The organism is Rhodococcus sp. IEGM 1406 (genome assembly GCF_030056745.1).
Lineage (GTDB): Bacteria > Actinomycetota > Actinomycetes > Mycobacteriales > Mycobacteriaceae > Rhodococcus_F > Rhodococcus_F erythropolis.
In genome coordinates this window covers 484,867-498,379 of record NZ_JASHKO010000003.1, presented here as the reverse complement: position 1 = coordinate 498,379, position 13,513 = coordinate 484,867, and the positions used below count along the sequence as shown (strand labels likewise).

General features: G+C 63.5%; 13 protein-coding genes. 8 read left to right on the top strand and 5 right to left on the bottom strand.

The window, feature by feature from the left end; genetic code table 11:
- Positions 1-136 precede the first annotated feature (136 nt).
- Together QM596_RS17985 and QM596_RS17980 are read left to right on the top strand one after the other, a co-directional pair.
- Positions 137-775: a carbonic anhydrase gene (locus QM596_RS17985; RefSeq protein ID WP_019746832.1), complete on the top strand. Its 639-nt coding sequence runs from the start codon at positions 137-139 to the stop codon at positions 773-775.
- Positions 776-872: 97 nt separating this feature from the next.
- Positions 873-1,616 carry a DUF4232 domain-containing protein gene (locus QM596_RS17980; RefSeq protein ID WP_019746833.1) on the top strand — a complete coding sequence of 248 codons (744 nt, stop codon included), beginning with the start codon at positions 873-875 and terminating at the stop codon, positions 1,614-1,616.
- Positions 1,617-1,641: 25 nt separating this feature from the next.
- Here the strand turns inward: QM596_RS17980 and disA are convergent, their stop codons facing one another.
- Positions 1,642-2,727 (bottom strand): DNA integrity scanning diadenylate cyclase DisA, encoded by a 1,086-nt coding sequence (disA, locus tag QM596_RS17975; RefSeq protein WP_024487741.1) that lies wholly within the window; start codon positions 2,725-2,727, stop codon positions 1,642-1,644.
- A 96-nt stretch (positions 2,728-2,823) separates the two neighbouring features.
- Between disA and QM596_RS17970 the strand changes: the two genes are divergently transcribed.
- Positions 2,824-3,384 (top strand): PaaI family thioesterase, encoded by a 561-nt coding sequence (locus tag QM596_RS17970; RefSeq protein WP_019746834.1) that lies wholly within the window; start codon positions 2,824-2,826, stop codon positions 3,382-3,384.
- A gap of 23 nt (positions 3,385-3,407) precedes the next feature.
- Here the strand turns inward: QM596_RS17970 and radA are convergent, their stop codons facing one another.
- Together radA and QM596_RS17960 are read right to left on the bottom strand one after the other, a co-directional pair.
- Positions 3,408-4,841 carry a DNA repair protein RadA gene (radA, locus tag QM596_RS17965; RefSeq protein WP_003945739.1) on the bottom strand — a complete coding sequence of 478 codons (1,434 nt, stop codon included), beginning with the start codon at positions 4,839-4,841 and terminating at the stop codon, positions 3,408-3,410.
- Positions 4,842-4,939: 98 nt separating this feature from the next.
- Positions 4,940-5,575 carry a copper chaperone PCu(A)C domain-containing protein gene (locus QM596_RS17960; protein ID WP_021342814.1) on the bottom strand — a complete coding sequence of 212 codons (636 nt, stop codon included), beginning with the start codon at positions 5,573-5,575 and terminating at the stop codon, positions 4,940-4,942.
- A gap of 265 nt (positions 5,576-5,840) precedes the next feature.
- Between QM596_RS17960 and carD the strand changes: the two genes are divergently transcribed.
- From carD to rlmB, 5 genes are read left to right on the top strand one after another with little or no spacing between them, the layout of a single operon-like run.
- A complete protein-coding gene (gene carD / locus QM596_RS17955; protein WP_003945666.1) occupies positions 5,841-6,329 on the top strand; it encodes an RNA polymerase-binding transcription factor CarD in 489 nt (162 codons plus the stop codon).
- Between the two features lie 22 nt (positions 6,330-6,351).
- Positions 6,352-7,050 carry a 2-C-methyl-D-erythritol 4-phosphate cytidylyltransferase gene (gene ispD, locus QM596_RS17950; RefSeq protein WP_283309583.1) on the top strand — a complete coding sequence of 233 codons (699 nt, stop codon included), beginning with the start codon at positions 6,352-6,354 and terminating at the stop codon, positions 7,048-7,050.
- Positions 7,051-7,527 carry a 2-C-methyl-D-erythritol 2,4-cyclodiphosphate synthase gene (ispF, locus tag QM596_RS17945; protein ID WP_020968387.1) on the top strand — a complete coding sequence of 159 codons (477 nt, stop codon included), beginning with the start codon at positions 7,051-7,053 and terminating at the stop codon, positions 7,525-7,527.
- Between the two features lie 11 nt (positions 7,528-7,538).
- Positions 7,539-8,933, top strand: coding sequence for a cysteine--tRNA ligase (gene cysS / locus QM596_RS17940; protein WP_003945830.1), 1,395 nt, complete (start codon positions 7,539-7,541; stop codon positions 8,931-8,933).
- 2 nt (positions 8,934-8,935) lie between these two features.
- A complete protein-coding gene (rlmB, locus tag QM596_RS17935) occupies positions 8,936-9,913 on the top strand; it encodes a 23S rRNA (guanosine(2251)-2'-O)-methyltransferase RlmB (protein ID WP_020906105.1) in 978 nt (325 codons plus the stop codon).
- Between the two features lie 34 nt (positions 9,914-9,947).
- Here the strand turns inward: rlmB and QM596_RS17930 are convergent, their stop codons facing one another.
- Together QM596_RS17930 and QM596_RS17925 are read right to left on the bottom strand one after the other, a co-directional pair.
- Positions 9,948-11,729 (bottom strand): ABC transporter ATP-binding protein, encoded by a 1,782-nt coding sequence (locus tag QM596_RS17930; protein ID WP_060939427.1) that lies wholly within the window; start codon positions 11,727-11,729, stop codon positions 9,948-9,950.
- Complete coding sequence (locus tag QM596_RS17925; protein ID WP_031330913.1) at positions 11,726-13,354, bottom strand: ABC transporter transmembrane domain-containing protein; 1,629 nt, start codon at positions 13,352-13,354, stop codon at positions 11,726-11,728. Before QM596_RS17925 ends, QM596_RS17930 begins: the two co-directional genes overlap by 4 nt.
- Between the last annotated feature and the right edge of the window lie 159 nt (positions 13,355-13,513).

Genomic DNA, 13,513 nt, shown 5'->3' with positions numbered 1-13,513 from the left:
TCAGGAAACTGACTCTGAAGTAAGTTCCAATTCGGGCACGCCATCACAAGGCGTGAATGTGGACGCGGAGCTTCCGTTTGCGTCTACGCAACCTTCCCGGCGAGAGTCCGAAATGCGACGGGTGCACAATGAGTGAATGCCACGATCAAGCCCCATTTCCGCTTGGAAGTCCCTTCGCGAAGGCAACGAGCGATTTGTCAACGACGCGTCCATTCACCCCAGCCAGGGAATCGCCGATCGCGCGAAGCTCGTCGATGGGCAGCACCCCACCGCGGTGCTGTTCGGTTGCGGTGATTCGCGCGTAGCCGCCGAGATCATCTTCGATCAGGGCCTCGGCGACATGTTCGTCGTGCGTACGGCAGGTCACGTGCTCGACGATTCGGTGCTCGGTTCGATCGAGTACGCCGTTCACGTGCTCAACGTGCCGCTCATCGTCGTCCTCGGTCACGACGGTTGCGGTGCGGTGAAGGCAACGCTCGACGCCCTGGACAAGGGTGCGGTTCCCGACGGCTTCATTCGCAGCGTGGTCGAGCGCGTTGCTCCGTCCATCCTGATGGGTCGCAACGAAGGCTTGTCCACCGTCGACGAACTCGAAGGTCGACACGTAGTGGAGACCGGCTCGTTGATCATGCAGAGGTCGCGGATCATCGCAGACAAGGTGGACAACGGTGCGTGCGCGATCGTCGGCGTCACGTACACATTGTCCGACGGTCACATGCGAGTTCAGGGCGCGGTCGGCGACATCGGCGAGAGCGTCGAGACCGTCGAGGGTTAGATCTTTCGGGGCAGTGATACCCGGTAGCAGACAATGGGTACCGACACGCCGCCTCAGCTGACGGTTAGTGGACCCTGCGCCAACTACCGTTGAGTCCGTGTTGGAACCGAATGGACCACTGCCCCCCGAGATCTACTGGCGTCGCCGGGCGCTGGCCATTGGTGCCGCCGTCATTGCACTGGCGTTGATCATCTGGGCGGCGTCCGCCCTCTTCGGCGGTGGAAGCGATACTCCTGAGGCCAATTCGGCCGCTGCGAGTTCCTCGCTGACGACGGACGTCTCCTTCACCCCCAACCCTTCCGGCTCCAACGCGCCGGACGGTAACGGTGGTTCGGGTGGCGGTGCTGCGGGTGGATCAGGTGGCTCGGGCACGCAGGCTTCGGGATCGTCGACGTCGGCATCGTCCTCGTCGACCACCGGCGCTCCGGTCCCGGCTGGTCAGTGCGCGGACTCGTCGCTGGCAGTCAAGGCGACCGCAGACAAGGCGACCTTCGCTCCTGGTGAAGAGCCGTCCTTCACGATCGTCATCACCAACATCGGTTCGGCACCCTGTGATCGAGATCTGGCGGGCGGCCTTCAGCAGGTGCTCGTCTACAGCATCGACGGCAAGACCCGTTTGTGGTCCAACGTCGACTGCTACCCGCAGCCCGCCGCTGACGTGCGCAATCTCGCTCCCGGCGAGCAAGCTGCGTTCAAGGTCGCCTGGTCGGCCACGACGTCGACCCCCGAGTGCGCGACCGCGCAGAACCCCGAGCGCAATCCGGTGGGCGCAGGCGCGTACACGGTTGTCGGTCAGCTCGGCGCACTGCGAAGCTCCCCGGAGCCGTTCAACATCGCGTGAGAGCGGGCAAGCCCGAACAGGCCCGCTAGTTGAACGATCCGGTGATCGACGTCTCCGCGAGCCGGGAAAGTCCCTCACGTATGTGACGGGCCCACAGCCCGCCGATGCCCTCGACCGACTGCAGATCGGCAGCCGTAGCGGCCAGCAGCGACTGGAGAGTGCCGAATGATCCGACCAACCGGTGGATCTGATGGAACTGCAATCGAGGTACACGCATCAGTACGCGATATCCGCGAGGAGTCATCGGAGTGTCGAGGGCTTCGATCGTGCCCGGATAACCGAGAACACGCGCAAGAGTCGTGAGATCGAGTAGGTCGGCGTCGGTGACGCGATCGAGTGCGACGAGGACGTTGTCCATCGCCGCGGTGCCGATGGGTTCGGGGCCGGCAAGGTAATCCCGAACGATCAGTTGACGTGCAATGTCGTTGTCGCCGACCAGTTCTTCGAGCTGCAATGCCAGCTGGCGACCGTCGGTGCCGAGCTCGAGGACATCCTGCTCGATTTCGATCGACACACGGCGAACCATTTCGAGTCGCTGTACGACGGTCAACGCGTCGCGCAGAGTCACGAAATCCTCGATCTCGACCACCGACAGTTGCCGTGTCACTTCGTCGAGTCGCGCTTTGTATCGTTCGAGCGTCGCGACGGCCTGGTTGGCGCGCGAAAGTATGGTGGCCGAGCCGTCGATGACGTGCCGGATACCACCGACGTACACACTGACGATCGACATCGACTGACTGACCGAGACCACGGGATAGCCGGTTTGAATTGCCGTGCGCTCGGCGGCACGGTGCCTGGTGCCGGATTCGACGGTGGGAATCTTGTGATCGGGAACCAGTTGGACATTGGCGCGCACGATGCGTGTGCCGTCCGTCGAGAGGACTACCGCGCCGTCCATCTTCGAGAGCTCGCGCAATCGGGTCGGTGCGAACTCCACGTCGAGGTTGAATCCGCCGTCACACAGCGCTTCCATCTCCTCGTCGTATCCGAGGACGATCAGCGCGCCGGTACGGCCGCGCAGAATTCGTTCGAGCCCGTCTCGCAAAGCGGTACCCGGCGCCAACCTGGCGATGGTCTCTCGCAATGCCGACGACGACTGTGTGTCCGCCATCGCACTGATCATTGAGAAACTCCCTGCTGAGGTCGATGTCACTTCGGTCGGGTCCGATGCCTGCGCCGGACTGATCCCCGTTTAGATTACCTATCCATGAGTAGTACCTGGACCCTGCCTGATGACCTGACTGTCCCGGAGCCGGTCGAATTCTTTCCGGCCGCCGGCGAGAAGTTGCCTCAGCACTGGTCGAAATGCTTCGGCTGCGGCGACGACCAGCCTGCGGGAATGGCGATGAGTTTCAGGGCTGGTGACGGGTTGGAAGTGACGGGCCGTCTGGAGGTCGCCAAGAAGTATCAGGGCGGTCCGGGGGTCATTCACGGCGGTATTTTGTCGACGGCTTTCGACGAGGCGCAAGGCATGGCATGCATGGCTCTCGGCTCGCCGGTGGTGACCGGGCACCTCGAGATCGACTTCGCCCGGCCCATCCCGTTGGGATCGGTGCTCGAATTTCGGGCTCGCATCGACGGCGTTGTGCGCCGCAAGGTCTACACCAGCGCGGAAGCGGTGATCGTCGAAGGTCCGACAGCGGATCCGGACACGGTGGTGGGGACGTCCCGCGGACTGTTCCTGACCATCACGTCGGAACACTTCGCCAAGACCAAGGAGTTCGTGGACGGCGAACCGACTTCCCCGTTCGGCACCTCGTCGGTCTGACGCGGTAGTCGGCCGCAGGCCGGTCACTTCACCGGAGTGAGCTTTGGGCGAGACGGGGCTTGTTTGCCGCCCATCAATCCGGCATAGGCGAGTGCCTCGGCCAGGTTCGCTACTTCGTTGACGCGCATGCCGGGAATGTTCGGGCCGGAATCGACCGGCACGATGGCGCTGGTGAATCCCAATCTGGCAGCTTCGATCAGCCGTCGGTTCACACCGGCAACTCGTCGAACCTCTCCGGCGAGTCCGACCTCGCCGAGGATGACGAGCCCCTTGGGGACAGGTTTGGCTTTCACAGCGGAAGCGACCGCTATGGCAAGAGCCAGATCGGCACCCGGCTCGGTCATCCGCATACCGCCGACGGTCGCCGCGTAGACGTCGGCCTTCGAGATCGACACCCCGACGCGGCGCTCCAACACGGCCAGAACCATGGCCACACGGGCGGTGTCGAGCCCACTGACGGCTCGACGAGGTGTCGGTAGAGGCGTGGCGGCGACGAGGGCCTGAACTTCACCGAGTAGCGGTCGCTTACCGTCCATCATCACGGTGACGGCAGTGCCTTCCACGGCTTCTTCGCGGTGATGCAGGAACAGGCCGGACGGATCGCTGATCTCGTTGATGCCCTGCTCGCTCAGCTCGAAGCATCCCACCTCGTCGGCCGCACCGAATCTGTTCTTGACGCCGCGGACCATGCGCAGCGTGGAGTGCTTGTCACCTTCGAAGTGCAGAACCACGTCCACGAGATGCTCGAGCGAGCGCGGTCCGGCGACGGCGCCGTCCTTGGTGACGTGGCCGATCAGAAGCACCGGGATTCCACTGGCCTTCGCCAGGGAGGTCAAGGCGCTGGTGACAGCCTTGACCTGAGTCACGCCGCCGACGACTCCGTCGACGTCGGCAGCAAGCATGGTCTGCACCGAGTCGACGATGACCAGGGTCGGCTTGACCTGCTCGATGTGGCCGAGGATGGTCGCGAGATCGGATTCGGCCGCCAGATACATCCGTTCGTGGACAGAGTTGGTGCGATCTGCCCGAAGTCGGACCTGACCGGCGGACTCTTCGCCCGTGACGTACAACGCTCGATCATCCGCGCTGCGCATCGCCCAGCGGTAGACGACCTCGAGAAGTAGCGTCGATTTTCCGACTCCGGGCTCGCCCGCGAGCAGCACCACCGAACCAGGTACGACGCCACCGCCGAGGACGCGGTCCAACTCGCCGATCCCGGTGGGCTTGGCCTGCGTCGAGGTGCTGTCGATCTGTGTCAACGGCGTGGCCGGCGTCGTAGGGAGTACGGCGCTCGATCCCGCTTTGGCGAGTGAGGCGCCGGCGCGACTGGCGACGGGTGCCACTACCGCGACCTCGGTCATCGAGCCCCACGAATCGCAGTCCGGACATCTACCGACCCACTTGGGCACTACCGACTGGCATTCGGAGCAGCGGTAGTTCGATTTCACTTTGGCCACCGGGACAGACTAGAGGCGGGGTCCGACATGGACCCCGCCTCTAGTGTGATTCTGAAGTTGTTCTGCGAAGCGCAGTGTGCGCCTTGGTGATTCGGCGCTCAGTGCCCGGCTTCTGCGACGTCGGGCGACTTGTCCGACTCGTTGCGCTCGAGCTGCGGGCCTGCGTCGACCGGCACGTCGACGGTGACCGAGCCGGCCTTCTCGAACTTGAAGGTGATCGGGACGGTCAAGCCGGGGCGAACGCCTGCCTTGATGTCCTGCAGAACGACGAGAGTGAGCGCAGCGGGTGCGTCGTCGTTCTCTTCGTTGTTCTTGATCTGGGTCTCTGCCTCGGTCGCGGCACCTTCGCCTGCGGGCAGCTGGCCGGCCTGCAGCGACGTCTGCGGCTTGATCGTCAAGCCGCCTACCTCTTCACCTGCGATGACGCGTGCTGCGTAATCGGTGGTGATGCTGACGAGCTTGTCCGTGGTCTCGGCGCTGTCGTTCACGACGGTGAACGCGAGCACGGCGTTGCCGCCCGGCTCGATGCTGTATTCCTCGGACGAGGGGTAGGCGATGTGCACGTTGCGCAGTGCGATCTCACCGAGGTTGGCGCTGTTGCCGTTCACGGCGGCCTGCTGGACGGCGGTCTGGCTCACCTGTCCGGAACCGCAAGCGGACAGCGCGATGGCTGCGCCTGCAGCCAGTGCAATGGCGGTAGCGACTCGACGAGTCGGCTTACGGATAGCAGTCACGATTTGTCCTCCACGGCGTCAGGTTCGCACTCCACTAGGCAGAGTAGTAGATAAGGTCCCGCGGGCTGGCCGTCGGGTCGCCACAACGGTTGTCTGCGTGGGCTTTCAGTCGGTTATGCAGGGGTGCTCCAGACCAGTTGAATGCACGTACAACAAGCCCTGTCAACCCCTACGCTCGAGCAAGGATGCCCCTGACCTGCACAGTTGATGAGTGGTCGGTTCTTTCACGTGTTAAACTAGTGGAATCGAAAGGGGCACGGGACACATGATTTTCAAGGTCGGAGACACCGTCGTATACCCCCATCACGGTGCGGCGCTGATCGAAGCTATCGAAACCCGCACCATCAAGGGTGAGCAGAAGGAGTACCTGGTTCTGAAGGTCGCTCAAGGCGATCTCACAGTACGGGTTCCTGCAGACAACGCAGAGTACGTCGGAGTTCGTGACGTGGTCGGCCAAGAAGGCCTCGACAAGGTTTTCCAGGTTCTGCGAGCACCGCACACCGAGGAGCCCACCAACTGGTCTCGTCGATACAAGGCAAATCTCGAGAAGCTTGCCTCAGGTGACGTGAACAAGGTTGCGGAAGTTGTTCGTGACCTGTGGCGTCGTGAGCAGGACCGCGGGCTTTCCGCTGGTGAGAAGCGCATGCTCGCCAAGGCTCGTCAGATTCTCGTCGGAGAGCTCGCGCTCGCCGAGGGCACTGACACCGAGAAGGCAGAGACCATTCTCGACGAGGTCCTCGCGGCCGCGTCCTGACTGCAACACAACAAAGCTGACAGTGGCAGTAGTAGCCCTGGTACCTGCCGCAGGTCGGGGAGTGCGATTGGGCGAGAAATTGCCCAAGGCATTTGTCGAACTCGGTGGGTGCACGATGCTTGCACGCGCGGTCGATGGACTCCGGAAATCCGGAGCGATCGACCGCGTTGTTGTCATTGTGCCGCCTGAACTGGTCGAATCCGTCGTGGCCGACCTCGGTCGTGCATCGGACGTCGACGTCGTCGGTGGTGGTGCCGAAAGAACCGATTCGGTTCGAGCCGGTCTCAGTGCTGCCGGCGACGCAGATTTTGTACTCGTGCACGACGCCGCGCGGGCATTGACACCACCGGAATTGATCGCGCGCGTCGTCGACGCTCTCCGAGCCGGCAGCTCCGCTGTCATCCCGGTACTCCCGGTTACCGACACGATCAAGTCGGTCGACGTACTCGGCGCAGTCACCGGAACGCCTCTGCGTTCGGAGTTGCGTGCGGTTCAAACTCCTCAAGGCTTCTCCACCGACGTCCTGCGCAGTGCGTACGACGCCGGTGATGTCGCCGCGACCGACGACGCCGCTCTGGTGGAGCGTCTCGGTGTTTCGGTGCAGACGACTCCCGGCGACGCTCTCGCCTTCAAGATCACCACTCCGCTCGACCTCGTCCTTGCACGGGCGCTCCTGATCTCGGAGACAGAGTTGAGCGCGGACTCACAGGACGGAAAATAGATGCGCGTCGGTCTCGGCACGGATGTTCATCCCATCGAGGTCGGCCGACCTTGCTGGATGGCCGGGTTGCTGTTCGAGGAAGCAGACGGGTGCTCGGGGCATTCGGACGGCGACGTCGCCGTCCACGCGCTCTGTGACGCGTTGCTCTCCGCCGCAGGTCTTGGCGACCTCGGTTCGGTTTTCGGCACCGGCAGGCCCGAATGGGACGGCGTGAGCGGCGCTCGAATGCTTGCCGAGGTTCGTCGACTGCTCGAAGAGAACCAGTTCACCGTCGGCAACGCCGCGGTGCAGGTCATCGGCAACCGACCGAAGATCGGGCCGCGACGCGACGAGGCGCAGAAGGTGCTCTCGGACATTCTCGGCGCGCCTGTTTCGGTGTCCGCGACCACCACGGACGGGCTCGGCTTGACCGGTCGCGGCGAGGGGATCGCCGCCATGGCCACCGCGTTGGTCATGACAACCGAACACGACAGGTAAGATCGCTGGTCGTGACCCTGCGCCTATACGACACCGGTACGCGGGCCCTTCGGGATTTTGTTCCGTTGGCCCCCGGACATGCATCGGTGTACCTGTGTGGGGCGACAGTTCAGGGCGATCCTCACATCGGACACGTTCGTAGCGGCGTCGCTTTCGACGTGCTGCGACGCTGGCTGTTGGCGCACGGCAACGACGTTGCCTTCGTGCGCAACGTGACGGACATCGACGACAAGATTCTCAACAAGGCCGCCGGCGCCGGTCGACCTTGGTGGGAGTGGGCGGCGACGTTCGAGCGGTCGTTCACGTGGGCCTACGACCAACTGGGTGTGCTGCCGCCGTCCATCGAGCCGCGGGCCACCGGTCACGTGACGCAGATGGTCGAGATGATGGAACGCCTGATCGAGAACGGCCACGCGTACGCGGCGGGCGGCGACGTCTACTTCGACGTGCAGAGCTACCCCGAGTACGGCGCACTGTCCGGCCACAAACTCGACGACGTTCATCAGGGCGAGAGTGCGGCCGAGGGCAAGCGCGATCCTCGCGACTTCACCCTCTGGAAGGCCGTCAAGCCCGGTGAGCCCTCGTGGCCGACACCGTGGGGACCTGGCCGTCCGGGCTGGCACCTCGAGTGCTCGGCCATGGCGGAGTTCTACCTCGGGGCCGCATTCGACATCCATTGTGGTGGACGCGATCTCGTCTTCCCACACCACGAGAACGAAATTGCGCAGGCCAAGTGCGCCGGCGACGATTTCGCTCAGTACTGGTTGCACAACGGCTGGGTCACGATGAGTGGCGAGAAGATGTCCAAGTCGTTGGGCAACGTTCTCTCTGTGCCGAACGTGCTCAAGAAGGTTCGTCCGCAAGAACTTCGGTACTACCTCGGTAGTGCGCACTACCGTTCCAATCTCGAGTACTCGGACGAGGCGTTGGACGAAAGCGCGAAGTCCTACCAGGGGCTCGAGTCGTTCGTCCTGCGCACACACAAGCGTGCGGGTGGCGTCGAACTCGGTACGTGGACCGAAGGTTTCGCGGCGGCTCTCGACAACGACTTGTCGGTGCCGATCGCGTTGGCCGAGATTCACGGCAAGGCGAGCGAGGGTAATTCCGCGCTCGCTGCCGGTGATCTCGACGCGGCTCGGGTGGCTGCCGGTCAGGTGCGGGCCATGCTCGCGATCCTGGGCGTCGACCCACTCGACGAGCATTGGACGCAGTCCGGTGGCGACACCGAGACGGCAATGGAAGCTTTGGACGTGTTGGTGCGGGCCGATCTCGATCGTCGGCAGCAGGCACGTACGGAAAAGAACTGGGCGGTGGCGGACGAGGTCCGCGATCGCCTCATCAAGGCGGGTATCGAAGTAACCGATACTCCCGACGGACCCGAATGGTCCCTTAAGGCAGGGCAGTAACAATGGCTGGAAACTCGAGCAGGCGCGGCGCAGTCCGTAAGGGCGGCACCAAGAAGGGCCAGGTTGCCGGTTCCGGTGGCCAGCACAAGCGTGGTCTCGCCGGCCGCGGTGCTACGCCTCCCGCCGAGGCACGCACCAAGCACCCAGCGGCAAAGCGTGCAGCGCGCGCCGCCCGGGCCGACGAGAAGCAGAACCAGGGCCGCGGTGGCCGTCCGGGTCCGGGCCGCAAGGTTCTCGACGGTCCCGAGACCGTGCTCGGTCGCAACCCGGTGGTGGAGTGCCTGCGCGCGGGTGTTCCGGCGACGGCGCTGTGGGTGGCTGTCGGTACCGAGAGCGACGACCGGTTGAAGGAATCCGTTCAGCGGGCTGCCGACGCCGGTATCTCCATCCTCGAGGTGCCGCGCTCGGATCTGGATCGCCTCAGCGCCAACGGTCTTCACCAGGGCATCGCTCTGCAGGTTCCGCCGTACCGCTACGCGCACCCGGACGATCTTCTGTCCGAGGCACGTAAGCACGCCGAGCCCCCTCTGCTCGTCGCGCTGGACAACATCACCGATCCCCGCAACCTGGGTGCCGTTGTGCGCTCGGTCGCAGCTTTCGGTGGACACGGCGTCGTGATTCCGGAGCGTCGTAGCGCGAGCGTGAGTGCTGTCGCTTGGCGTACCAGCGCCGGTGCTGCCGCTCGTCTGCCGATTGCTCGGGCAACCAACCTCACTCGCACGCTCAAGGACTGGGCGTCGAAGGGTGTTCAGGTCGTCGGTCTCGACGCCGAAGGTGACACCACTCTCGACGATTTCGACGGCAGCGGTCCTGTGGTGATCGTGGTCGGTTCCGAGGGCAAGGGCCTTTCGCGCCTCGTCCGCGAGAACTGCGACGCGATCCTGTCGATTCCGATGGCCGGTCCGGTCGAGTCGCTCAACGCCTCGGTTGCCGCCGGAGTCGTCCTGGCGGACATCGCCCGCAGGCGTCGTAGCAGCTGAGTTGTAACGGCTTTCAGGTGAGCCTGGCGGGGTTCTAGCTCCGTACCGACCAGGCTTCCCACAGTGCAGCGTAGGAACCGTCCGCGCCGATCAGTTCGTCATGTGTCCCGCTCTCGACCACGCGGCCACCGCTCATGACGAGTATGCGATCGGCGCGGACTGCTTGGCTCAGGCGGTGTGCGATCACCACGGCAGTCCTGCCGGTGACTGCGAGCTCGGCTGCCTGATCGAGTAGACCTGCTGCAGTGGTTCCGGCTTCGGCAGTCGCCTCGTCGAGAATGACGACGGGCGGATCGAGCAGAGCCAGTCGGACGAGGGCTATGTGCTGTGCCTGTGCCGCCGTCAACTGGTACCCGCCGGCCCCGACCCTGGTCTCGAGCCCGTCCGGAAGCTCATGGATCCATTGAGCTTTCATCGTTTCGACGGCTTCGGCGATCTTCGCATCGTCCGAATCTGGTGCGCACAACCGGAGATCGTCGGCGATCGTCCCGACGAACACGTGAACTTCCTGGCTGACCAGGACGACTTTGTGCCGAAGTTCGGCATCACTCAGGTCGTCAATCGGTGTGCCGTCGACGGTGATTCGCCCGTCCCCGACGGGAATGATGCCGGCAATCAGTTTGGCGAGTGTGGTCTTTCCGGCACCACTGCTGCCGACGACGGCGATTCGTTCCCCCGGTGCGATCGAGATCGAGATCGAATCGATCACCGGGGTGGAGTTGTCGTACGAGTAAGAAACCCGCTCCACGTCGACTCCGATGGGTGCGGACCGCGCCGAGGCAGGAATGCTCGCGGGACGCCCGGGCATCGCGGTGACACCGATCAGGCGAGCCAGGCTGGCACCCGCATCCTGCAATTCGTCGATGTTCGAGAGAAATACCGCGATGGGGCTGAACAGACTGTGGAAGTAGAGCGCAGCGGCGGTAGCGGCCCCGATGGACACCGACCCCGTGGTCACGAGCCAGTAGCCGACGCTCAGGACCGCGGCCAGTCCGAGCAGTTCGGCGCCGTTGAGTTGAGCGAAGAAGTTGGTGCGCAGTCGAACTGCCTGCATGTCGAAGCTGATGGCATGCTCGGAGGTCTCGGCGATTCGGCCGATGTGCTCGTCGGTTCGACGCAGGGCAGTGACAGTACCTGCACCACCCAGGGTTTCGATGAGCTGCTGTCCCCGCCTGGCCTGCGCAGCGCGAGAGCGTCGGTAGACGGGTCCGGAGCGTCGGAGGAAATGACGAAGAGCGAAATAGTGAATCGGCGCAACGGCAACGATCGCCACGGTGAATCGCCAATCGATCACTCCCACACCGACAAGCGTCAGTGAAATCATGAACAGGGCGGACACCGTTGCGGGTAGCACCCGCGCGATGACGGTGTTTACCGCTTCGACGTCACCCGAGACCCGGGAAATCAGATCACCGGTTCCGGCATCCTCGACCAGTGACGACGGCTGCGCGAGCGTGGCGGCGAACACGTCCTCACGAAGATCGGCCAGCACGTTCTGCGCGACATTCGCGAGAAGCTGTGTGCTCCACCAAGTCAGCGCAACTCCTGCTGCCGCTGCGCCGAGCATGAATGCGGTGATACGCAGAAGTGAGACAAACGGTTTGCCCTCCGTGACTGCATCGACCATGAGCCCGAGCAGCGCCGGGGTGGACAGGCCGCAGGCCGTAGCGGAGAGAAGTACGACGGTCGTGAGTGCGAGCGCTCGCCCCCGTGGCCGAAGCAGTGCGATCAATGCGCGGACCGTCTGTGTGGTCGACGCGATCGGCAAGGCAGATGTAGCCGGAACAGCAGATGCATCCGGAAGGGTGTCGGTCACAGTGAGTCTCCGTCCCGAGCGGCGTGGTCGATCGTGACGACACGGTCACACGAATGGAGCAAGGTCGGACTCGAGGTGATCACCACAATGGCCTTGTCGGGAAAGTTTCTCAGTGAGTGTGCAATTCGATGTTCGGTGACAGAGTCCACGGAAGTGGTGGGTTCGTGGAGGACCAGGATCGGCTGGGGTTGATGCAAAGCGCGGGCGAGGAGAAGGCGTTGGCGCTGACCTCCGGAGAGTTTCTTTCCTTGCTCACCTACCTCGGAGAGGTGGCCGTCGGGCAGATGCGTCAACACGTCGTCGAGCGCAGATGACGTCATTGCCGACGAGTCGACGTTCGGTGCAGCCAGATTGTCGAAGACGGTGCCGGTGAACACGGTTCCTTCATGAGCGGACACGAACACCTGATCGCGAACTCCGTCCGGACCGAGTTCGGTTGCATCGGTGCCGAATACGAAGTAGCAGTCAGGGTCCAGCGGAGTCTGAAAGGCGAGTTGGCGTGCCAGTCGGTGAGCGGAATCGTCCGCGCGCACGCCCACCACCTCGCCGCGGCGAGCTGAGACGACGGTTCCGTTGTCCGTCGAAATCAGCAGGGCGTCTTCACTTCTGACAGCGCTGATCGGGGCGGTGGAGGGCGGCGATTCGATCAGGTGCGGCTCGGCCAGGAGTTCGGACAGCCTGCGTGCGGAGCCTCGCTTGGCAGCGAGTTCTGCACCGAAGAACCCCAGAGTTTCCATCGGACCGGCAATGACCCTGCTCAAGCCGACAACGGTGACGAAGTTGCCCACGGTGATCGTGCCTTGATGCGCCATCCACGCGGCTCCAAGTGCGACCGACGCCAGCACCAACGCGGAGACCCCGGAATTGAGCGCGGTCAGACTGGACATTGCTCTGACCGTCCGGATCGCTGCTTTCATCGACGCCCGGCTCGCCTTGACGTATCGCGACAGGGCAGTGGGCTCGGCCCCGAAACCCTTCAGTACTCGTAACCCAAGCGTGAAATCAGTTGCAAGCATGCCTGCCTCGGCTGCCTTCTTCTGCTCTGCATACACACGCTCGTCCAGTGGACCGCTGATCTTGTGAATGAATACGAGCTGCGCAGCAGTGATGAGTACGACGATCAGTGCGAGCGGCCACGAGACGAAGGCAAGCGAAATCACTGCCGCGGCGAGCCCCGCAAAAGCTGAGCCCTGTTCGGCGACAACCCAGGAGAAGCCCGAGACGTGTGAGGCGTCCGAGGTGGAGATGGTGAGAACTTCACCCGTCGAGCGCTGAGCTTGCATGCCTCTGGCATCGAGGACCCGTCTGGCAGCGTTCAATCGTAGGTCGTGTTCGCCGTAGACGAAGACCTGCGTGTTCAGGCGAACCGCGATGCGCCACGACAGAGCAAGTCCCACGAACAGAGCACACAACACAGCAAGCCATACGAGAAGTGCTGTGCTGTCGGACTTTCCGATTGCACGGTCGACGACGGTACCGATCAGCACCGGAATGAGGGCTTGAGCTACCTGATACGACGCCTGGCCGGTGACGGCTGCAACCAGTCGCGGGCCGCGTCCGGAGGAGAACGATCCGACTCTGATCATCTCCATCGGACCGGAACGAGTTTCGGGCAGCGCTGACACTCGTGAAACTCCTCGCCCAGATCTGAACACTCGTTGTGCAGTTCTACGGTAGAGCCGGAGCGAGTGCGGAAAGTGCTCGCAGATGCCAAGGGCTACGCGGCAGCGGACAGATGGAGTATCGACACCCCATTACCGGGATCAGGTCTCGATATACCTGCC

Excerpts from the sequence above, each read along its gene's own strand:
- QM596_RS17985 (WP_019746832.1), top strand. The coding sequence starts at position 137 with ATGCCACGATCAAGCCCCATTTCCGCTTGGAAGTCCCTTCGCGAAGGC.
- disA (WP_024487741.1), bottom strand. The coding sequence starts at position 2,727 with ATGGCGGACACACAGTCGTCGTCGGCATTGCGAGAGACCATCGCCAGG.
- QM596_RS17970 (WP_019746834.1), top strand. The coding sequence starts at position 2,824 with ATGAGTAGTACCTGGACCCTGCCTGATGACCTGACTGTCCCGGAGCCG.
- carD (WP_003945666.1), top strand. The coding sequence starts at position 5,841 with ATGATTTTCAAGGTCGGAGACACCGTCGTATACCCCCATCACGGTGCG.
- ispF (WP_020968387.1), top strand. The coding sequence starts at position 7,051 with ATGCGCGTCGGTCTCGGCACGGATGTTCATCCCATCGAGGTCGGCCGA.
- rlmB (WP_020906105.1), top strand. The coding sequence starts at position 8,936 with ATGGCTGGAAACTCGAGCAGGCGCGGCGCAGTCCGTAAGGGCGGCACC.